Annotated in this window: 16 protein-coding genes; 9 read left to right on the forward strand and 7 right to left on the reverse strand. The window is 37.1% G+C overall.

The features are described from left to right. Window positions 1-291: 291 nt before the first annotated feature. Window positions 292-732 (forward strand): YtoQ family protein, encoded by a 441-nt coding sequence (locus tag AN957_RS24735; RefSeq protein WP_056686695.1) that lies wholly within the window; start codon window positions 292-294, stop codon window positions 730-732. Between the two features lie 287 nt (window positions 733-1,019). Here the strand turns inward: AN957_RS24735 and AN957_RS24740 are convergent, their stop codons facing one another. Then, entirely contained in the window at window positions 1,020-1,223 is a 204-nt protein-coding gene (locus tag AN957_RS24740; protein WP_056686698.1) for a hypothetical protein, read from the reverse strand. 59 nt (window positions 1,224-1,282) lie between these two features. Between AN957_RS24740 and AN957_RS24745 the strand changes: the two genes are divergently transcribed. The 4 genes from AN957_RS24745 (at window position 1,283) to AN957_RS24760 (ending at window position 3,920) form a co-directional block, all read left to right on the forward strand. Beyond that, a complete protein-coding gene (locus tag AN957_RS24745) occupies window positions 1,283-2,116 on the forward strand; it encodes a hypothetical protein (protein WP_245637813.1) in 834 nt (277 codons plus the stop codon). Window positions 2,117-2,285: 169 nt separating this feature from the next. Continuing rightward, window positions 2,286-2,786 carry a sigma-70 family RNA polymerase sigma factor gene (locus tag AN957_RS24750; RefSeq protein ID WP_056686702.1) on the forward strand — a complete coding sequence of 167 codons (501 nt, stop codon included), beginning with the start codon at window positions 2,286-2,288 and terminating at the stop codon, window positions 2,784-2,786. Window positions 2,787-3,152: 366 nt separating this feature from the next. Continuing rightward, on the forward strand, window positions 3,153-3,434 hold the full coding sequence (locus tag AN957_RS24755) for a helix-turn-helix domain-containing protein (protein WP_056686705.1): 282 nt from the start codon (window positions 3,153-3,155) through the stop codon (window positions 3,432-3,434). A gap of 36 nt (window positions 3,435-3,470) precedes the next feature. Further along, window positions 3,471-3,920, forward strand: coding sequence for a competence protein ComK (locus tag AN957_RS24760; RefSeq protein ID WP_245637838.1), 450 nt, complete (start codon window positions 3,471-3,473; stop codon window positions 3,918-3,920). A 657-nt stretch (window positions 3,921-4,577) separates the two neighbouring features. Here the strand turns inward: AN957_RS24760 and AN957_RS24765 are convergent. The 3 genes from AN957_RS24765 to AN957_RS24775 form a co-directional block, all read right to left on the reverse strand. Continuing rightward, on the reverse strand, window positions 4,578-5,432 hold the full coding sequence (locus tag AN957_RS24765) for an HNH endonuclease (protein WP_056686712.1): 855 nt from the start codon (window positions 5,430-5,432) through the stop codon (window positions 4,578-4,580). 278 nt (window positions 5,433-5,710) lie between these two features. Continuing rightward, complete coding sequence (locus AN957_RS24770) at window positions 5,711-8,302, reverse strand: hypothetical protein (RefSeq protein WP_056686715.1); 2,592 nt, start codon at window positions 8,300-8,302, stop codon at window positions 5,711-5,713. A gap of 243 nt (window positions 8,303-8,545) precedes the next feature. Continuing rightward, window positions 8,546-10,645 (reverse strand): ligand-binding sensor domain-containing protein, encoded by a 2,100-nt coding sequence (locus AN957_RS24775; protein ID WP_156341165.1) that lies wholly within the window; start codon window positions 10,643-10,645, stop codon window positions 8,546-8,548. Between the two features lie 232 nt (window positions 10,646-10,877). On the opposite strand from AN957_RS24775, the gene AN957_RS24780 reads away from it, so the two are divergent. Next, the gene (locus AN957_RS24780) at window positions 10,878-13,442 is read left to right on the forward strand and encodes an Ig-like domain-containing protein (RefSeq protein ID WP_056686720.1); all 2,565 of its coding nucleotides are present in this window, start codon (window positions 10,878-10,880) and stop codon (window positions 13,440-13,442) included. Window positions 13,443-14,242: 800 nt separating this feature from the next. On the opposite strand, the gene AN957_RS24785 is transcribed toward AN957_RS24780, so the two are convergent. Further along, window positions 14,243-16,414, reverse strand: a complete 2,172-nt coding sequence (locus AN957_RS24785) for a hypothetical protein (protein WP_056686723.1) — start codon at window positions 16,412-16,414, stop codon at window positions 14,243-14,245. A gap of 589 nt (window positions 16,415-17,003) precedes the next feature. On the opposite strand from AN957_RS24785, the gene AN957_RS24790 reads away from it, so the two are divergent. From AN957_RS24790 to AN957_RS24800, 3 genes are read left to right on the forward strand one after another with little or no spacing between them, the layout of a single operon-like run. Continuing rightward, the gene (locus tag AN957_RS24790) at window positions 17,004-17,984 is read left to right on the forward strand and encodes an Ig-like domain-containing domain (protein ID WP_056686728.1); all 981 of its coding nucleotides are present in this window, start codon (window positions 17,004-17,006) and stop codon (window positions 17,982-17,984) included. Next, a complete protein-coding gene (locus AN957_RS24795; RefSeq protein ID WP_056686731.1) occupies window positions 17,985-18,743 on the forward strand; it encodes an Ig-like domain-containing domain in 759 nt (252 codons plus the stop codon). Then, entirely contained in the window at window positions 18,743-19,015 is a 273-nt protein-coding gene (locus tag AN957_RS24800; protein ID WP_056686734.1) for a hypothetical protein, read from the forward strand. The genes AN957_RS24795 and AN957_RS24800 overlap by 1 nt, the downstream gene beginning before the upstream one ends. 245 nt (window positions 19,016-19,260) lie before the next feature. On the opposite strand, the gene AN957_RS24805 is transcribed toward AN957_RS24800, so the two are convergent. Both AN957_RS24805 and AN957_RS24810 read right to left on the reverse strand, forming a co-directional pair. Next, window positions 19,261-21,288, reverse strand: a complete 2,028-nt coding sequence (locus AN957_RS24805; RefSeq protein WP_056686737.1) for a coiled-coil domain-containing protein — start codon at window positions 21,286-21,288, stop codon at window positions 19,261-19,263. Between the two features lie 242 nt (window positions 21,289-21,530). After that, window positions 21,531-22,907 (reverse strand): S41 family peptidase, encoded by a 1,377-nt coding sequence (locus AN957_RS24810; protein ID WP_056686740.1) that lies wholly within the window; start codon window positions 22,905-22,907, stop codon window positions 21,531-21,533. Between the last annotated feature and the right edge of the window lie 30 nt (window positions 22,908-22,937).

A 22,937-nucleotide genomic window follows, 5' to 3' on the forward strand; every position in this document is an offset into this window, starting at 1 on the left:
TGGTTTCCGACTTAGTTTGGGCTTTCATTCACCTGATGAAGGACTCTTCCATTGGTTTCCGACCATGTTTGGGCTTTCATTACCCCGATGAAGGACACTTTCCTTGTTTTCCGACTAAAATGGGGCCTTCATTGCTGCGATGAAAGACAATCTCTTTGTTTTCTGAACAAGATTGGGCCTTCATCATACTCATCTTGACGGAGATAGCAGTTCCTACCACACATTAATTTTTGAAAATTCCAACAAAATTTTATAAGATAGAGTAGACTAATTGCACTTGGAGGGATATTAATGGAATTAACCGTTTATTTAGCTGGACAGATTCATGATAATTGGAGAGAGGAATTAGAGAAAAAAGCAAAGGCGAAAAATCTTCCGTTAATATTTGTGGCACCTCAAACAAACCATGACCGGTCAGATAATATCGGTGAAGAGATTCTAGGGAAACAACCTAGCAACCTTTATAAGGATGATGCAGCATCTGATATAAACAATTTCCGAACACAAGTATTAATGCAGAAGGCCGATATCGTGATTGCATTGTTTGGCGAAAAGTATAAACAATGGAATACAGCGATGGATGCCACAACAGCAATAACGTTGAATAAACCAACCATTATCATTCGACCGGAATCATTAATCCACCCGTTAAAGGAACTTTCCAATAAGGCAAATGTAACAGTAGAGACAGTTGAACAGGCGTTGGATGTGATTGGTTATATTTTTGAATAAAGCTATCTCGATGAATAACAATAGTTGAAAAGGCTTCTGAATATTTCCAGAGCCTTTTCTTTAGTTCACCTGTCCTATTTCCCTTAAGTCTTGCTCAACAAAACAATACATCGTACCCCCTAATTAATCTTCTCCGCCTTCCCAGATATCAGTTTCAGCTGATCATTTTCATAGCGAATTTCATAAGTGGCTTTGTATTTGCTTAAAATGGTTGAGCCGTTTTTTCGTTCCTCATCAGATACAATAGCAACTACAGTTGCATAAACTTCATTGAAATTGAGTCCTTTTTATATTTTCACTAACTTTGCCAAGGACATCCTCATATTCAATAGTCTATCGATCATATCGATACTATCTTGTAATGCATAGTAATCTGGACGCTTCAATTGTGCATGTTCTAATAATTTCATCATCTTTTTATAGTCCCTTTTTAATGCAAGCGCTTCAGCATGCCCGCTAATAAAATTTCCTTGTCTAAAAATAATGAGCACTCATCCTGTCCCATTTCCACCCAAATAGATATATAGCAATAAAAGGGTGGTGCATAGAGATGAATTTAAAATCAGGCAATGTAGAACAGTTTAAGTCGTTTTCACAATTTAGGAATCTTCAGGAGTTTAATACGCATATCGAAATGTGGCTGGCTGTACATAAGGACCAGCTTACGAAAGGAGAACTAGTTGGGCTGAAGCGGCTCATCCGCTTCGCTGCGAAAGTGCCGGGTGTATGTAATGCGAAAATCGGTACCTTGTTAAAAGCCATTCATGAAGAGTATGGCGGAAACGGGATTTCCCGATCTACGTTTAAACGAATGGTTGCCAAGGTGTCAGCGTTAGGCATCCTAACGATTTATGAAACAGAAAGAAGAAATGGGTCACAGTCTAGTAATTTGTATGTATTTAATTGTTTTCCCAGCAGTGAACCACCTAAAGAGGAAAAAATGAACTCCCTTAATAAAGCTATCAATCTCTCTAAAACAATAATTAAAGATAAAAATAAACGTAAAGAGACTGAACTTGACCATACCTATACAAGTGACCGAGTTCCTCGTGCATTCGTCCAACTGATGAAATGCTTCTTTCCTGTCGCCAAGGAGATTGAAGAATTTTGGAGAATGACGACCATCGCCGCTTACCGACATAACAGGGAGAGTGAAACTGACCTGATAACTTCTTTAGCGATCCATTCCTTTAAGCAGCTGATTCGGAAAATGAAGTCAGCCAATAGGGTAGCAAACCCTATTGCTTACTTCCATGGAATCTTAAATAAGAAATTAGACGAGCACTATTTTGGTGAGTTATTTGAGCTAGGCTTTTCTACCGGACAGGGGCAAGAGGAATTGATTTTTAGAAAAAAATGTTCGATTGATTCAATTTCGTCCTAACATCTTATTTTTTCGGTCAATTTTCTCTTTTGATGCCAATTTTTCATTCTTCCCTCTTTTTCCTGGTTGAAATTAGACTTTAACCTGTTCGCTGAAAATTCAGCATTCCATTATGGTGTAGATTACCCGGGAATACACGAGCAAAGCGCGCTTTCTGAAGGGATTCATGATGGAAAGCTTTGAACAGGTCAAGAAGCAATATACACCGATGATTTACAAAATTATTTCGTCCTTAAACATTTATATGAACAAGGACGAGTTCTTCCAGATTGGTCTTATCGCATTATGGGAGGCTTATGAACGATTTGATCCAGAGAAAGGGAACTTCACCAATTATGCTTACACCTTTATCAAGGGAAGATTTCTCACAGAAATGAAGCAATCAAATAGGCATACGGAGAATACATGTCCAGTAAACGAGGAGTTCCTGGATTACGTAGAAGATGAGTTCAGCCTCTGCCCATTGGAAGAAGACATTCTCCTCTCCTATTGCCAAGCTGGATCCCTGACTGAAAATCAGACAAAATGGGTTCTTTATACATGCCTAAAGGGATTCAATGTGAAAGAAATAGCCGCAATGGAGAAGGTTTCATTATCTGCCGTGAAAAATTGGAGAACAGCTGCCACGGATAAGCTAAGAAAAGCAATCAAAGAAAATAAGGTATTGTAAGTTTTTATAGGAAGCAGGAGGCTAATATCACAACCTTTTCCTGCTTCCTCCTATAAACTATTTATAAGCAACTTCACTTTCCCTGTGTGTTTTCATCCGATGGTGGCAACTTTGCCCAAGCAAAATTCGGCTATCCTTATTATTTTTTACTTGAAAAGACAATTGTTCATGAGAATGTAACAATTACTTTTCCATTAACCAGCTCAATTAAGAAACCGCATATAATAGGGATTAACACCTAGTTTTTAAACAAATTTTGGATATTACTAATAATAGAAAAGTTTACCTTACTCAACATTTATGCAGTCCTATATCTGTAAGAATTCACCTTAATATTATCTAATAATGATAGAAAGGAGGTTTATCATGGAAATCTGGAATCTAAAATATATTGGTGAAACTTTAAAGAAGCTAAGGAAGTCCAAATTACTGACACAGGAGGATCTCGCCGAGGAAAGTGGGCTTGATACACGAACAATTAGTTTACTGGAAAATAATCAGCAAGAGCCTCTTTTGAGTACAATTAGCTCCCTTGCCGTAGCCTTAGGAATGGAGCCTTCTGAATTTTTGAAGGAAATTGAGATGGATGTAGAAAGAGCCCGGATTCGTGAGAAGGATCCCAATTGGTCAAATGTTCAAATGGAGTAGTGAATATTTTACATAAAGGAGTCGATTTGCTTGTTTATGGAAAGCCGCTATACCATCAACAAACATTTCATGGAAATGACAGGTTATTATGACCGCAACGGAAAGCTGTGCACCCTCGTCACAGAAACAGGAAGAACCTTCATCGTCGACAAATCACCTCTTGAAATTATCAATGACAACATTATATGCGTTGGATATGATTTAAAGGGCGCCACGAAGACAGCTAGAAGTCTGCTGGGCAATATCTATATTTGTCCCATTTTAGTAAATCCAATAGATCGAATTGTTATATTTCCTACCCTTTCACCTAAGCATAGTGAGTGCGTCTGGTACAACCCCGTTCACATCAAAAGAACAAGCAGCCTCAACCGCCAAACCTTCATCATATACAGCAATGGCCGAACGAAACTCATCAGAGACAAACTAGCATCCTTTAATTGTAAAATCAAGCAAGCCGAACAGCTAGAAGATATGACAAAGATATGAGATTTTTAATTATAAGCAATAGAAAAGACAGTGGATTAGGATACAAGATGGTGGATTATTTTTACACTTAGAAAAAGTCCTAATCCGATAACTGCTTTTTCTATGACCGAAGACTAGGCGGTTGCTCTTTCTTGCAAACGCCCAGTCCTTTTATGTAATATTGCAGCTAACATTTGCAGTATTAAATTCATTTTAGTTAGACTAAATAGCTTTATAGTAAGAGTCAGTAAAATCAACCTTTATTCTTTTTTGCTAGAATCAAAATTCTTCTAAAGTATTCTACTAATAGCTCCAAATCGGCAACAACTAATGGCTTTTTACTATCAGTAACAATATAAAAATCGAAACAATAAGCCTCGTTTGAATCCTTATGATTATAGAAAGGGGATTTTAATTTATACTTTGTCCCACATATTTAACCTTGTTTTCCTTAACAAAATAATAAATCCCACAATCTTTACTTATTTCCTTAAAAAATTGATCGTCTTTTCTAAAATTCCCTAGGACTTCTTTTCGGAAAGTTAGCGACAATCCATTTATTATTTTTCGGAGAAAAGCTATCAGCCCAATCAACTAATTCCTTCTCTGTAATTTCTATTTTCTCCAATGACAAAACCTCCACACGAAGTTTTTTGAATGCTATTTACCTCTAATTTGTCATTTAAAAATCTTACTTCGATGAAACGCCATGTACTTCTTATTATTTTTGGATAGTTTTATTTTACTGCTCGATTCAATATTCATTAACCTTTTCGTTGTTTCATCCAGTCTTGAGGAAATAACCACTTTCCCATTGTTATTAAAAGTAATATAGCCCTTATCAAACAGAGCATCATGAGCGGGACAAAGCAGAAGTCCGTTATGCTTATCCAATCTCTCATTTGATGTACAGTCTTTCCATGGCTTTATATGACTAGCTATTAATAAACTCATGTCAGTAAGGCCACAGATACAGCATTCCTGAGATTCCAATAACAGCTTTTGCTTAAATAGTCCTTGTCCAACTCTTGTTTTCACGATACGTTCTGCAACTGTAGTTGGTGTCCCTTTCGGTACCAATGAATCTATCGAATCCATCTCTAGCTTTTCTTCTACTTCATATATGTATTTTAATAGATCCGGCTTATTCTCTAATTTTCTCGTATCTCGTACATAAGATTTTGCCATCCCTTTTGCAACAAGTTCATTTAAAGAAAGCTCCTCACCTAGACAACTTTCTAAATTGATTAAAGGCTTTAAACGAATATACTTTTTTGATACTCGATTAGAAACAGCTGAAGACGATAATGGAACGCGATAGAACTGACTATAATCTGTTAACTCCTTCTCTGTTAGATCATCTTTCACACATTCTGTCTTATATGAAATTTTTTGTGTTGGTCTTCCCATATAAATATAAACAATATCACCAGCAAAAATATGATGATTCGTTCCCCAATCGATGTACCCAACCTCTTCAATTGCAGAGCTTACATCAAAATCACTAATTGCTGATTTTAGCCAAACCGTCATTGGAAGTCTCCTTTGCTATCTTGGTGTAAATACTATTAACATATTAATCAATCCTATTAGTCTATTTACTCATATTTTGCAGAAATGGATTATTTATATATGTATATAGTACCAAAACAATAGATTGCATATTTGATTTAAATACAATTTTCTGCGCATCAAAAAAGGAACCGCCCCAAGAGACTAGTAAAAAAAAAGAGCTACCGCATATTACGGTAGCTCTCCTTCTATAATACCCACTCACATACAAATGTGTTCATGGATCATACAATTAATTATTAGTTAGATGCAAAACCATTCTTCACTTGGTTTCCATTAACATCTGTTAATTCAGCATCTTTAAATTCTACTGTTACTTTATCTGTAAGTGTGATCGCATTCGTTAATTTAACTGTTAACTTGCCGTTGTTTACTGCTGGTGTAAATGCAGCAGTAGAGCCGTTAACTTTTACAGAAATACCTTCGAAGAATGTAGCATCGCCATCGATATCAGTTGAAACAACTGATTCAGAGAAGCTAACTACTGCTTCATTGCTGCTGTTTACTGTTAATGCTGTGTTTACAGTAGGAGCGATGTTTTCAGTTAAATCAACTTGAGCTGTATTTTCTCCATCAGCTAAAGTATTTCCATAAGCATCCGTTAAGTTTGAAGCAGCAAAAGTAAATGTTCCGTTCACTGTTACAAATCCTTCTGGTAATGTAATCATTACTTTGTTCTTGTTGTCTACAAACTTAATATCTGTGTTTGCTGGAAGAGCTTTTCCGCCAACAGTGTAGTTAGCTGGAGAAAGAACGGAATCAGTCATTCCATTTGCATGTGTGTTAGCAAATACTACAGAAATAACATTTTTATCTTCACTGATCGTAGTTGTTACTACTTTACCTGCTTGTTGTTCAGCTGTTTCAGGTCTTACAACATTTAAAGTAATAGCTTTATCGTTTTTGTTTGCATAGCTGTCAGCTACTTTATCTGCAGCTACTTCAAGTACATAGTTCTTGCCAGTTGCAAGTTGTGTACCAGCAGCTAGTGTTAGCTCAAGCTTGTTCTTTACAACTTCTCCATCAACAGTTGGGTTGATTGCAGAATCTACAGTTAGGTTCGTGTTGCTTTGGAAAATTCCATCAATTGACTTAACTGTTAGAGCTGAAAGACTTGCAGCAGATACTTCTTCGTTAAATTCAAGCACTAATTTTCCATCTGCTTTTGCTTCTGCACGAACTAATGATGCAGCAGTGTTATCAGCAGTAAATGTAGAATTGAATTTAACTTCTTTCATTGTATTTGGAGTTGATGCTTTATCAGCAAATCCGTTAATTACAACTTCTGAAGTAAAGAAGTTAGCATTGTTAGCGAAGAATGCACCAGCATTAGCTTTTTGAACATCCACAATAAATGTTTTGTTGTCAGTTGTTGTAATATCATTAGCTGCAACAGCAACGCCGCCAATAGATACACTGCCTTTTGTTACTTCTTCAGAGAAAGTTAAAGCTAATTTATTTCCATTTGTTGAAGTAGATACAGTTGGAATTGTTGAATCAACTTGTTGAGCTGGAACTGTTAAAGATAGAGTAATATGCTCTGCCTTGTTTGTTTTCACCGCAGCATCTGTTGCACCTACAACGTCAATTGTATATGATTTTCCTACTTCTAAACCACGTAGGACAACTTCACCTTTAGCTAAATCGATATCTGCAGGAGCTGGAGTAACTTGAGCACCATTTACAGAGATCGTTCCAAAAGAAGATAACTCTTCAGAGAATTTTAATGTTAAATCAGCTGAAGTTGCAGAAGTGTAATTGAATTTTTTATCAGCTACTTCTGGAGCTACTACATCTTCAAATGAGAATACGGCATTGTATTCAGCTGTTTTAATGACAGTATGATCAGCAGCTTTTTTATCTGTATCAAGAGCTTTAACAGTTAGTTTTGCATTTTTAACTTCAGTGCTGTCTAAAGTATAAGTAACAGTCTTTCTATCTTCAGACAAAGTAGCAGCTGAATCAGCTTTCGTTTCTAATGAAAGAGCAGCTAATAATTGTGCCTCAGTCGTACCTTTTGCTAATGCTGTATTGAATTTTACAACTAATTGCTTTGCATTGATTGCAGTTACTGATTTAACTTCAGGAGTCATTTGAGCTTCTAACTCGTCAAAAGTTTTTACAAGAGCTGCCTTCATTGCTGCATTTTTAACATCTTTCATGTACTTAGCCGCTTCAGTTAAGTGCTTTTCAGCTGTTGCAGCATCATTTGCAGCAAGAGCTTTTTTAGCTAAGTCTAATTCGATTTTTGCAGATACTTCGTATTTCACGCTGTCACGTACAGTTTCAGCCGCTTTTTTGTAGTTTGCACGGATTTCGTCACGTGTCGTTTGTCCGTAAACACGGTCTAATAGGATTGCTTGCTTACGAATTTCAGTAGAAAGTGCATGGTATGCAGCTTCAGTCTTGTCGTCGATAAGCCCTTTAGAGATTTGTGCTTCAAGAGCAGCTTTTTTCACATTGATTTTTTCACCAGCAGTGATGGCATCAATGTAAGACATTGTACGGTTAATGTGAAGGTTTACATTTTGTTCTATGTCGGCAAGGTATCCAGCTTTTTGAGAAGCTGGTAATGTGTTAATTGCAGCTACTGCTTTATCACGAGCAGCTTTAGCAGCATTGTATTGTGCCCATGGACGAGTTGTTCCATCAGCAGAGCCTTCAGTTGAGATTGCCCATTTTAAAACTGTACCAGCATCTTTAGCTTTTTTTACTAAAGATTGTACTTGGCTTACTGATGCAGCGTCTGCACTTGATGGAGATGTTGCTACGAATGCGGATGCAGCGATTGCTGATGCACCTAGTACTTTAATTGCTTTCTTTTTATTCAATGTAAAATCCCCCTAGAAGAATGTTTATAAGATTGATAATTCATAAGTATGTAGGCATTTGTATGTCCTTGTCGCCCCCACGTTTATAATCATAAATCATCTCTAAAATTAGTTAAATGACAAAAATTTTCCTTCAAACTAGTAAAATTGGATACAAAGGAAAAGTATTCAAGTAGATTACTAGTTTCTTCTATTATTTATAACAAAAAAAATCAACCTATATGCTAGGTTGATTTTTAAGGTCTATTTCTTTTCTACTTCTTCAGTTGGGAATGTATACTTCCACAAATCTGCTTGATTTCTGTAATACAGATTTCCTTCAGCATCCTGAGCAATTTCGTTTGCCCCTTCTTTTACGAGGATTTCAATATCTAAAGTCTTCGGATCAGCTTTAAATAATCTTCCTTCTACTGTTCCATAGATATTTCCGTCGATGCCTTCAATAATCTTCGCGTTACGGAAGCGGCCAGAAATTAATTCTAAGATCTGCTTTGTTTTAATTTCCTTTGTTTCTGGATTGTAGGAAACCAGTGTCCCATCAGCCATTGCCCAGATTGTGCCGTTCTTATCTGCGATGATGCTAGTAATCATGCTGGCTTCTATCGGCAGGTGAATGTATTCCTTTTCTTCCGGCCAATCAGGTTTGAAACGGAAGAATCTTGCACCACGTTCATTTACTTGGTAGTTCGCATGAATCGAAGTTCCGCCATAAATATATCCATCATGATGTAGGAATGACACAAGGCTCTGATTATAGATGTAATTTTCATAGACTTCTTGCTTGTTCTCTTTCAAATCATAGATCGCCAATGCTCCCCCGCCGATGCTTGTTTCTGGATAAGTTCCTACGAATACTTTACCCAGTTTTGGTACAGCAGTAATGGCAGTAGATCTTTCTTGTCCAAACTCCCCAAGTCGCATAATCTCTCTTGGATTCATCGGACCCCATGGCTTCGTTAAATCAAGCTCAAGCACTCTAGCTCTTGGGTAAGCTCCAATATATAGCTTATCTCCCATAATTGTCATCGATTCAATTTGGCTAATATCTTTATGAAGTGTAGATTGATTCGTCTTAGGATTATAGATGGCTAAGCCGCCAGACATATATCCATTGATAAAGATATTTTCCCGTTTTTCATCTTGAATCATTGTGTATAAAGTAACTGGCTGCGCTGGCAGTTCCATCTTTGTAATCTCGTTATAGCCTGTTTCTAAATTATACTTAAAAACATTCCCCGCATTATCAATTAGACCTACTAATGTCGTTCCAGGATAGTTCGGGTCATTTAATTCGGCAAAATCCAGATTAAGCAATTCTGTTCCTTTGAGCAAAGAAATATTCAGGTTTATATGCTCTTTCGTATTTAGGTCATACTTGTAAAGACTATTTTCTTTCGAATAATAAATAGCCTCTTCAGTTGGAGAAATCAATGATACGGTTCTCGAGTTTAATTCGATTTCATCTGTCACTTCTAACGTTTCTTTATCAAACGCTACTAAACGATTGGACGGATCCATTCGGGCAAAAATCTTATCTCCAATGAATTTGATATCTCGAACATATTTATCATCTTTATATTCGTTTGGAAGAAACGCTGTTTTCTTCTTTGTTTTTAAGTCAATTTTTACTAAATCAGCTTTTGAACCAACACCTACGTATAAAACGTCTGCCTCTTGATCATAGGCGATGGACTTAGCAAATTCCTTCTTATATAAAGCCTGTCCAAAATTCTCTAATTCTCCAGTGGAAGAATCGTATTTAAATACAGAACCGCCATATGCTGTTGAACCAAATACGATTCCGTCTACAGCATCAATATCTTGAATCGCTGTATCCTTAGGCAATGTCAGCATATTCCCATGATCATGAAATTCATCCGTATTTGGGTTATAGCTGTATACATTGCCATCCGTTGTTCCGCCAACCCAAACGGTTCCATCCTCATCCACGTCTAATCCCCAGGCACTTGTCGAATTAGATAGTGTATATGTATGCTTCAATTCATTCGTATTCAAATCGACAACAGCCAATGCTGATGGCGTACCATGCATAACAAAATACATGTATGAATTTCCAAGTTCATCAAAACCTGCAGCTGCAGTTAAAGCAGATGTTTGAAATACTTGTGGGCCAACTAAGCTTATATTCTTATTGACCTCTTCGACTACTTCTACTTCATCTTCATTAATTTCTGTTTCTGGTGTCTCTTGATCTTCAATGATTTCAATATCTTCTTGCTCTACTGGCGTTCCAGCATCAATCTCCTCCGCAAAAACACTCGGCTGTCCAAGCGATAAGAAAAGCGGGAAAATAGTGACTAACGTTAATATCTTTCTCTTCATCCAATCTTCTCCCTTCTTTTCCATTATAACAAAAATTGCGCGAATAGGTATGATTTTCCTCCCCTAAAAGAGTATAAGTAATGTAAAGATTCTGGCTTTATAGCTTACGAGGTTAAAAAAATGAATTTCCTGCAAAACTACTATACTCAGAAGATGACAGCATTCATATAATCTCTTACAATAGGAATATGTTGGATGTATTACTACAAATTTCATGTTAGGGGATAATTGTATGAGTAAAAAAAGAACGTTGAAAATTTTAAGTGCTTCCGCGATCGCTGCTTCTGCCTTCGTTACAGCACCATCCATTGAAGCCGCTTCTGTCAGCGAAGCAGAAAAGCTAGTAAAGACTGCAAAAGATGCGGGGACTGTATTAAAATGGGCCATATCCATTGAGGGAACTGCCGATGGCAAGACTCGTCCATGGGCTGCTTATAATGCTGCCAAGTCTGCGTATGACAAAGCTTTAAAAGCGGTAAATACTTTACCAGCTGCCCAGAAGAACAGATATTTAGCAGACCTAGATCAAAATGTAAAATTGCATATCACTCGCACGATGTACTATATCGATGCGATCACTGCGGGCGAGAAAATTAAGGAAAAACAACAAACTTTAGCTTATCAGCAGGATCTTGATATCATTAATGATCAGACAGAGAAGGCATACCATGAGCTTTCCAATGAGATCCGCAAACAGGCAATTCTGCTTGATCGTGTATATGGGCAAACGACACGTGATCTCATACGCTCGCATTATAAGCAATCAGCTGAAAAGGTTCGGGACGCTTCCAAATATCCTGTAACCGTAAAAATGGAACTCGATTTTGCACAAAAAGCATTAGCAGATAAGAACTCCGTTAAAGCCAACAAACATATTCAAGAGGCAAAAAGCTATTTAAAATATATCAACAATACAGTTATTAAGAAATACTTAACGGATCGCTTAAACGCTTTAGAAACATCTTACGTTCCTAAAGTAGAAAACGTTAGTGCAGCAGAACCTAAACGTATTAGAGTCGAATTTAACAAAGCCATGCTATCTGGCTCCGGAACAAATGGGGCTGAAAATACATCGAATTACTCTGTTTCAGGCAGAACGATTAAAAATGTAATACTTACAAATGACAAAAAGACGGCAGTCATTGAACTATATGATCCGCTTTATACAAGTACGTCCTATACTGTAACTGTAAAGAAGAATATTCAGTCAGCGAACTATGAGACATTAAGCACAGCTGATTACACTTCATCTTTCACTTTTTCAGATAAGCAAAAGCCAACCGTTTCAACAATAACCACTCAAACAAATGGCAATGTGGAAATTAAGTTCTCGGAAATCATTAATTCGGGGTCATCCCTAAGCATCACTGTTGATGGAAAATCTGTTACAGCAAACTCTGTTTATAGTGACACAGATACAGTCACTGTACCTAAAGCAGAGCTTGATCGTATTGGCCTTCGAAAAGGAAGATCCTATTCTATCGTTGTTTCAGGTGCAAAGGATGTAGTTGTCTATACGCCTAATACAATGGATACGTATCGCAGCAACTTTATGTATAATCCAACAGCCGATTCGGTTGCGCCAGGAGTCAGAACTTTACAGGTGAAGGACGAGAAAACACTTACAGTAGAATTTACAGAAACATTAGAAGCGTTCACCGCATCTAACCTTGTCATTACAAAGGGCAACACAACGATAAGACCAACGACTGTAAAAGATGTCTCTAACGGGCAAAAAACAAAGTTTGACATCGAGCTTCCTGCAAGTGTGTATGGAACGAACGAAAATTCCGTTTGGTTAAATGTACAAGTAAAAGCATATAAGGATCTTGATAATAATACCGGTTCAACGATTGACCGTTCTGTCAGTCTTACGAAGGATTTGAATCCGCCACAGTTTGTTAGTGCAACCTATGATGCTAAGACAAATGAATTCCAAATCTCTTTTAATAAGACCTTAAAATCTGGATCGCCAGTAGCAAACAATATAAAAATATATGATTCAGGAAGTAATATTGTCAAAGCGACAGTTAAATCAAATGTGAATAACAAGCTGATACTTGATGTAAAAAGTTTACCTGACGGAGACTATCGTATAACTGTTGAAGATGGTGCCGTAAAGGATAATACGATTTCACAAAATAACAATCGTGCATTCATTACTTCCATTACCAAAAAATTTGATTCAATAAAGCCAACGGTCCAATTTGATAAATCATCCATAAACGGACAATTCCTAGCCTATTTCAGTGAAGCAGTAAAAGAAGAATCCGCAACATATTATAGAAACTATTCTTATGATGGAAACCATTTACCTTCGAATTCAACATTTACATTGAGCAGTGACAAAAGGCTTGTTACAATTACGCTGCCTGAAGGAACGATTACAGCAACTAAAAATTATAAACTTACCGCAACAGGTGTAAAGGATCTTTCAGATAATGTGATGAATCCTTTTACAGCAAGTATTCCACTAACTGATAATACTCAGCCCATTTTAACGGCAGCCACTCTTGATGCCAATAATAATATTAAACTAACATTTTCTGAGAATATTATGTTTAATGATAATGGGTACACAAGCTTTGATATTAGTGTAAATGCAACAAAAATAAATTCGGACCAATATGAAATAAAAAGTGGAGCTAATGGACGAGAGATACTTGTTGTTTCATATCCTGATAAATTATTATTCACAACAGGAAGCATAAAAATTCAAACATCAACTGATGCTCGAATTAGTGACTTGGCAGGAAATCCGATAAAGGCTGGGATTGTGAAGGAAATTACTCAATAAATGAAAAAGGATTTGCCAATTTGGGCAAATCCTTTTTTGGTGAATAGATAGGATTCCTAATTAAAAAAGGAGAATTGTTTACTCTTTTTAGTATAACGTAATCAATAATAAAGGTCGTAGCCTTTCAGCATATAAAAGAAATAAAATTTTTCGATTTACCTTTCAAGCTTAATAAACCAGCAGTAGATTCAAGATTTCCTCTCTTTTCGTTTTATTAAGCAAAATAAGAATATTGTGTTTTTAGGACCAAAAAATGTTAGTAAATCACTCGGCACTGCAATAGGTAATGTGGTAAGCAAAGAAATGGTCAAACACCTATTTTTATTAAGTGTCATGATTTAAATAGTGAGATCAGCTAGAAAACACCCTAGAGAAATAAGAAGGGAATTACCATTTTAACAGCAAATGTTAATTTATAGTGTGTGATGAAATTTTTCAGGAACTAAACTAGCAAATTTAATTTCAAATTGTATATTGCATCATTCTACAGTCATAACAATGGTAGGAGATCCCTACCGTTAAAGGTCATTTGTCAACAGTTAGAATTCATTTTGCACGTATCTCCAATCTATACTTGTTTCTCGACAATTCATGTATAAAAGATTGGATGAATACTTACATTTTTTATTTCTTAAATTGTGTAATACCCCAACAAATATTATAGAACCAAATTTATAAACCTAAATACAAAACTCTTTCTGAAAATACACAAAAGAAAAGCCCTACAGAGACCTCTCTCTGCAAAGCTTTTCTAATTATCTATCAACATTTTTTGAGTTAATAGACACTTTTCTATTGGATTACTTAACTGGAATAAAATCTACTGTTAAGTTTAATCCATCTTGGTTTGTTACACCAGAGATATTAGATAATTTTACTACTCTGTTTGCATCTTTGCTGAAGTTGCTATTAGCTTTAATTGGAGTACCTAATTTAACTTTAACAACGTTTGTTCCATCTCCAGATGTAACTTCTGTTTTATCTTTACCAATTTGGTATTCTAACTTTTCACCATTTTCGTCGATAAATGTTAATACAGAGTTGCTAGAGAATTTAGCTTCATCTTTATAATTATCAATTGTAGTGAATGTTAATGTAAGCTCTTCTCCAGTAGCAAATGTACCAGCAACATCTGTTACACCAAATGCACCTTCAATGATGTTAATTTCCTTTGTGCCGCCTACAACTACATCAGAGCTATTTTTTCCTTCATATTGACCAATTGTAAATGTATTCTTTGCATTTTCTGTTAAATAAACGCGTTCTTCCCATCTGCCAGATGAATCAACTTTAACTTCATATTGAGAAACGCCATTAGCATCAACGTTAATCTTCACATATTTGCCTGCTTCTCCAGTACCACGTAAATCGAAATATTTTTGATTTGTTTTCGGATTTACACGTACATCTTTCTTAGATGGGTTTGTAACAGTGATTACTTTTACATCAACTTTTTCAACAAGGTTAAAGAAGTTTCTTTCACCTTTTGTATACACAACACTGATCTTTGAATGTGCTGTTAATGCTTTCTTGAAGTCCTCATATGATACAATTTTTCCTTCTACTTGGAAAGTGTCATTTTTAGTGAAAGAGAACTTAAATTCGTCGTTTACTCCGCCTACTTTTGCAGTGAAGTAATCTTTATCAGGATGTACATATAATACTGAATCTTTATCAAGAGTATTGTTTTGATCAAACACTACAATAGTTTTGCCACTAGTTAATGTCTTACCAGTGTCAAGATTTGTAACTTTTACTGCAGTTTCACCATGTTTTGCACCCTTAACAACAACAGATAGTACTCCATCTTTAACTTTTACACCTGTAGTTTTTGTATCTCCATTAACAGATACAATTTCAACAATATCAGGTGTTGTCAATTCTACATCTGCATAGCCATTATACTTTCGTCCATCACTATCTTTTAAATCGAAAGTATAAGTACGGTATTGATTTTCTTCAATTCTTTCAGCTTTATCAGCAGAAGTAATTGGGTCATTTGTAGATGTTTTTGGAGCTGTAAATGACTTCGTAGCTTCACCTTTGTAAGACAAAGTATAAGTCTCTCCAGCTTTTTCTCCATTTACAGTTAATGTAACTGTTTTCTTATCATCACTTAATTTTGTAGAAGAAACTTCTAATCCTTTATCAAAAGTGAAGTGAGTAACAGGTGCGACATCTAGAGCTTTTGTAAATTTAACTTCTACAGTAGTAGAGTTAATGCGATTTATAGATTTTACTGTTAAAGGTAATGCATCTACAACATCATTTAAGTTCTTAGTCAATTCAGCTTTGAATTGTTTAACGTCTTTCAACGCATATTCAGCTTTTTCAACATGATCTACAGCCTTGTCAAAATCTTTTGCTTTAGTATATTTATCAACTAAAGCAGTGTGATCAAGCACTGTTACTTCATTGATAACACTTCTGTATAAGCTTTCAGCAGGCGCTTTGAAAGTTTTTAAGATGCCATCACGAGTAGATTGACCATAAACACGGTATAATAATTCAGCTTGTTTACGGATCTCAGCAGTTAATACGTGGTAGCTTGATTGAACTGATTTAAGATCTGCAGCTTTGATAGCTTTGTCTAGAGCAGCTTGCTTGTCACGGATTTTCTCACCAGAAGTAAGAGCATCAATGTAAGCTTGAGCGCGCTTGATTTGAATGTCAGAATCTAAAAGGCGTGCTTCATAAACAACCTTTTCAGAAGCAGATAATTTTGCAATTGCAGCTTTAGCAGCAGCATTTGTTTTCTTAGCTGCATTATATTGAGCGTATGGACGATCAACAAAATTAGCAGTACCCTCTGTTGAGATAGACCATTGTAGAACTTTTGCAGAAGCCTCTGCAGATTTAACTAATTGATCAACATTTACAGCTGCATCAGCTTTATTAACTGGTGCTGCAGCTACGAATGCTGAAGCTGCCACAGCTGTTGAAGCTGCGATTTTAATAGCTTTCTTTTTCATAAACTTGTATTCTCCCTTCGTACTATGTAGTGCTTTTTTTATTTGTTAGCAATGAATAAACCAATGGTTGTGTTTTCCTCTATATCCATCACTTACCTAACTAGTAAAAAAGTATATCAAACTATTAACTTTAATGCAATAGTTACCAATATATATTTTTATAGGTAAACGAAGACAGACTTCCCAACTTTGGTTTATATTTCATATGATAATATAAACCTTGCTAAATTTCTACATTTTTTATCATATTTTTATTAATTCTGTAATATATTTACTGTTTTCTAGAGGAATGCACACTTTATCATTCTATTCAGTCAATTCAGGATTATGCCTGTTCAATAAAAATTTGTCTATATTAGAAAATTTTTCATGTACTTTTCGGTATTATTTGGTACACTATCATTAAGAAGGTTTTCTCCCTAATGGATGCTTTCTTTAACTTGTATAGTACAAACGTACTAACCTTCGCTCCAGCGTTCAGGAAAAGCCGCCAAATTTGGCGGCTTTTTCCTATTTAGGGATAGAGAAATGTCGAATTTCGTTGTATAGTAAGACTAAAGAATTATTATCAATGAAGGTGGTTTGTATTATGAAGAAACTGAAGGGGATAGGCGTTGCTTTCATACTGCTCCTTTCCATATTAATGCCTGCTTTGAATCAATCGGTCTCAGCAGCTGCTGCTCCAAGGATTGATCATACAAGTCCTGCAGCTAACGAACAGAATGTTCCGATTGATACGGATATACGCATTTATTTCAACAGTGATATACGCGGGATTTCCTCACAGTATATTAAACTATTTGAGAAGAGCAACGGAACGTATTATGATTTCCCGATAAAAACCGTTAAGAAAGATGGAGAAGCATTACATATTCTTCCTGAGAAATCACTCGGATTCAACAAAGAATACATGGTTCAGTTCAACGGACCTGCTGTTGATCTACAGAATGGTACATACAATCAGCATCTGTCTTATACGTTCCAAACCAACTATATCGATTTCTATGAATTAATGGTTGTTAATGAAGGCCGATTAATGAATATGCTTGATACATATGCGCCTAGACAAATTAAAGCTTTTGCTCCAAAACGCTATATTAATGAGATTTCTGTGATTCATAAAAAAACAGGTTCCTTAAAAGGGGATCAAGCATCCTTTAACGGCATTACGAATATTGATATTAATACAAAAAGTGAAGACGTCGCGAGTGTTCATGTCGATATAATGAAAAATGATAATATCCTTCAAAAGGGATATGCGAGCAAAGTAACTGGTACGAAGGCATCGAAGAACCAATTTACATTTGACATTGGGTTCTCAAATATTCCTGACTTTTACGATGTAAGAGTGACTGTTTTAAACAATGCCCAGCAAACAATAGATTCGAAGATTATTAAGTTTGCTGCCGAGGATGGCAAAGCAATTACTTCTTTTAAAGAATCCTATAAATATAAGACGGCTGGAAATGGCTATACGTTCCATGAGCTGCTGTCAAAAGAAAGCTTGTTTTCTGATTTGCTGTCTGAAAGCTTGATGCAAGATATTAAAGTTCAGGTTGAGGATAGATAAATGAAGAAGATTACTATCCTCTTCATGATGGTTTGCAGTCTTATTGTCTTTCCTGGAATACTGCAGGGGCAAGCTTCAATTAAAGAGGTTACGCTCAACGAACGAGCCATTCAGGATCCGATGAAAAGCTGGACGATTACCTTCTCACAGCCGATTAATAAAGGAACCTTTAAAAAGCAAAACTTCCTTATTAAAGATGATAAGAAACGACAGGTAAAAGCAAAGCTTAGCCTATCAAAGGATGAAAGAAAAGTAACAATTACACCTGAGTCTCCTTATAAAAAAGAAGTTACTTATTACTTATATGTTAAAGGGAATGTAAAATCCGGCAGCAATCAATTTCTGAATGAGCATACGGTTTTGCCTTTTAAAATTGGGACTGCTTCAAAGGAGAGCAAGAGCTCCAACGAAAAGACGGTTACCAATGCTAAGCAGCCTACTTCCTCATCAGGGAAAACGTCCAGTTCCGGATCGAACTCGAAACCTAGCTCTAATTCTAAGTACAGCACTAGCTCGAAAACACCTGAAAAGAATCTAGTAAAGGTTCAGACGAAGAAGCATTCACATTTTGATGAAATCAGTGTACAGGTGAGCGATTATGTGACAAAGGTGAAGGCTGGCAGCGATGAGTTTGAATATAAAGGCAACAATTTATTTGTGCTTTATAAGCCTGGGCTAAAATCTGGAGAAAAGATTACCGTTAAAGGGTACAGCATGTCTGGCAAGGTGCTCGAAACGAAGGAGGTTGTCATTCCGTAATGATGAAGAAAGCCCTCCGTAATACCATGATCTTTTCACTGATCATCGCAAACCTAATTATTTGGCCGATGCTTTTTTCTGATCTTGGAGAGGATTCCCGTAAAGAGGCAAGCATCGAAAAGGGTGATTCTTCAGGAAAAGCAGAAGCTGAAACAGGTACCGAAGCGACAGAAAATAGCGAGAAAGCTGCAAATGCTGAAGAACAAACAGAGGATTCCTCTGAAAAAGATGTCTCAAAGGATGCACCATTTAAAATTCTTAAAATTGAATGAAACTTTTTTGATACTAACAACGTCTATTAGATGGACACTGGCAACGGATTTTTCCAATGGCTAGTGCTTACCTAACTGGGCAGCAAAAGCTGCAGCATCATTTTGCTAGTACTCAATGTTATGAGTGCTGGCCTTTTTTATGCTTATTATATGATTATTAACAAGCTTTATCCTGACAAAGAGCTCCGGTTGCCTATGCATCCGGAGCTCTTTGTCATTTTAATTATATTGTCACCTTTTCCTTCTTACTCTGGTTCGACCGTGGATTCTTCCGTTCTCATATCTAGCCTTGTATTCTCAATCGATAAGTTTTTATTTGGCGCTTCTGGTTTATTGATCTGTGGCTGGACTGCTCCGCTATTTAACAGCTTGTTTATTAAGTCATTATTGTCGCTGCGTTCTTTCACTGGCTGTCCTTGTTTAGGAGCAGGCTGCGGGCTTGGTGTTTGTTCTTTTTCGTTATCTTTTACAGGCTTATCTTCTCCTGGTTTCTTTTCATCTTCTTGTGCTGGCTTTTCTTGATCAGGTTTGTCTGGGTCATTTGGATTTTCTTCTTTAGAAGGATTCTCTTTGCCTTCATCAGTTTCCCCTTCTTTCTGTTCCTCTTCGGTCTTTTCCTTCTCCTCTTGTTCCGCCTTCGCTTCCTCTTCTTTTTGTTTCATTTCTTTTTCGATTTCGGAAAGGGCTTTTTCGAGGTCGCTTGTGCTGTCGGATGGGTTTTCCCCGATTGCTGCATCAAGTTCGGCCAATTTATCGAGCAGCTCCTGTTTTTGTTCATCCGTTAGTGTCGCTGATTCCGTAATTTGCTTCTTGAGTGCATCAAGGTCTTCTTTTGAATTTGGATTTTGCGGCTGTTCTCCATCGACTTCTTCCTCTTGCTGTTCCTGCTGTTCTTTCTCCAGTTTTTCTTTTTCAAGCTTTTCCTGTTCGAGCTTTGCCTCTTCTTCTTTTTGCTTCATTTCCTTTTCAATTTCAGCAAGGGCTTTCTCGAATTCACCGGTTCCAGCAGTTAGATCTCCACTATCAATGGCTGAATTAAGTCCTGTTAATTTTTCAAGAAGGGCTTGTTTTTGCTCCTCTGATAGAGTGGTTGATTCAGTGATCTTTTGAATTAATAGGCTTGTTCCTTCCTTTAAGTCTTTCTTTTGCACTTGGATTTCCTCAAGCTGGGTCATTTCTTTCTCTATGTCAGCGATCGCTTGATCTAACCCGCTAATATCTGCCGTTAGATCCTTGTTATCAAGGGCGGCATTGATTTCGGCTAATTTATCCATTAAGTATTGAACTTGTTCAGGTGTTAAGTTCTTTGAATCATTAAGCTTTTGAATGATTCGTGCTGCACCTTCTCTAAGGGCATCCTTTTTCTTTTGGATTTCTTGGAAGGCAATGATTTGCTGGTCAATGGCGGCAATGGTGCTTTCGATTTCGGTGATTTTAGCTAACAAGTCTGTATTTTGCTGACGAAGGGCTTCCATGGCTTTATTTACTTCTTCCATTTTCATGTCTAGCTGTTTGACTTGTTCTTCTGTTAAAATTTTGCCTTCTGCAAATTCCTCCATAAATAGGATCAGCTCCTCTTTGAAGCCTTCGATTTGTGTGAGGATTAGCTCAAAGAACTCTGGATCATAATTACATTGTTCAATGGCAAGTTGTACGATCCCTCGAATAAATTCAAGGGTTTCTTCCATTTTCTTAAGGTTCTCCTGCGCCTTCTGTTCTCCTTTCGGGAAGTCATTAGCAAGAACCTCTTGCAGCTTTGTTTGCATCTCTTGTATTTCACTAATCAATGCCCCTAAGTCCGAAACCTTTTGTTCATTTTCAGCAATTGTCAGTTGAATAGCCGCAATTTCTGCTCGCAGGCTTTCCTGCTGCGCTTGCAGTCCTTCGATCGTTGTAGTGTCGAATGAAACTGCTGGCGGTGCTTCGGTGCCATCTTCCTCTTCCGCTTTGATCATCCCGTCGATTTTTTCCGTCATGCCCGCGACATCGATTTCGCCTGCTTTTGCTAATATCTCCTGCATCAGTACGATCGCTTCTTCCTTCCACTCATATGTAAGATCTCGTCGCTTTTCAATCTCCTTTGGGAAAATGAAACAAGCCTGAACCCCAATTTCCTGATCCTGTATAGAGGTAAACGCTCCATATGTAGGGCCTGTCATCCTTGCCGTGCCTAATAAAAGAGAGGAAATCGCGACACTCGATGTAAATATCCGAAACAGTCTTCTTTTTTGCTTCTTGAGCTTGCCTTTTTGTCTCATGAATCTTGGTTCCACTATTATTCCAAACCTCCCCTTTTGTTCTTTATATAGAACGATTTATGTAAAAAAATAAGTTCGATAAAGAGATATAATTCATTTATATTCCCGATTATACATTATAATTATAGAATTTGAAATAGTTTGATAGGATAAATTTCTTAATAAAGAACTCTTGGAGATTTGCAGGGATCACTTGAAATGCTATTAATGCGCGTAACTAGCAAGAAAAAAGAGCACAAATTCGTGCTCCTTTCCTCCTACTTCACTGTCACCTCAAGGTAAATGCCCTTTTGCATCTGCTTGGCATTTTTGCTTGTCCATTTTGGATGGATGAGAAGCATATAATGTCCTTTTGATTGCAGCTTTGCTTTTGGTGTGATCGTCATTTTATAATCGTTGGCGACTTTCACATCAACTGGGACCTCGCTCCCACCTAGCTGGATCAGCTGGACATCCTCAGGCTTGAGTGCAGACCAGTTCATTTTCATATTCATTTCAACTGTAAATGTTTTCGTAACCGGGACGTCCTTGAGCATTGGAAGCTTGTGGTATCCTTTGTGTTTTGCGATTAGTTGATCTCTATGGGAGATTGTTAATTCTTCCCCTACCGCCGTTTCAACATTTGGTGTCACGCCTACCTCATGAACAGGCGTGCCGTTCGGTGAATAGAAGCGTGCGGTTGTTAATTTTAACAGACTGTTGTCACTTAACGGGAATAATGTTTGCATCGATCCTTTTCCAAAGGATGTTTGCCCGTATATGGTTGCTCCTTTTTGCTCTTTGACAGAGACGGAAACCATTTCTGATGCACTTGCGCTATACTCATTGATTAGGATATGCGTTGGTTCTGTAAACTTTACTTTTTGTGGAATGGCTGCGTAAATTTCTGGTTTTTCTGTTTTATAGCGCAGCTGGAACCCGTTTTTTACATTTGGAAAGAGACCGGCAATTTCCTGGGCAGCCGAAACATAGCCTCCGCCATTGTTGCGAAGGTCGAAAATCCAGCCCTTTGCCCCGCTTAATTTTTCAATCGCTTTAACGATTTCCTTCGTTGATTCTTGGGCGAAGCTGTTTAAGCGAACATAGCCAATGTCGCCCCCGAGCATTTTATACTCGACATTTGGCAGCTTGATTAATTCCCTTGTTATCGTCTTAGTCACAAGGCTATTCGTTTCAACTGAAATATAGTTTAACGTCACCGTTGTGTTTTCTTTTCCGCTAATAATTGAAATCGCGTTTTGGACAGATTTGCCGGCAAGGCTAATGCCGTTTGCACTTACTATAATATCTCCTGCTTGCATACCCGCACGATCTGCAGGTCCGCCTTGGATAACAGACAGCACCTTTATGCCTTTGACATCCTCTTCTAACACAATTCCTACGCCGACAAGCTGCTGCTCAATTCCATTGGAAAAATCAGCAAACTCCTCTGCTGTCATATAGGCAGAATAAGGATCCAAATGCTTAGTAATTTCCTTGGCAGTCGGTTTCGCCAGCACAGAATCCGAGACATCCTCTATGTAATAATCCTTTATTAATGCACGTATCTCATCAATTGGTTCAGCCGCAGAAACAGCCGTCACATTCGATAAAAGCAAGAAAACTAGTAAAAAGCTAAAATACTTTTTCAACATACAAACAGGCACCTCCCAAAGTTAGTCGAA

The sequence above is a fragment of the Cytobacillus solani genome (genome assembly GCF_001420595.1).
GTDB lineage: Bacteria > Bacillota > Bacilli > Bacillales > Cytobacillaceae > Cytobacillus > Cytobacillus solani.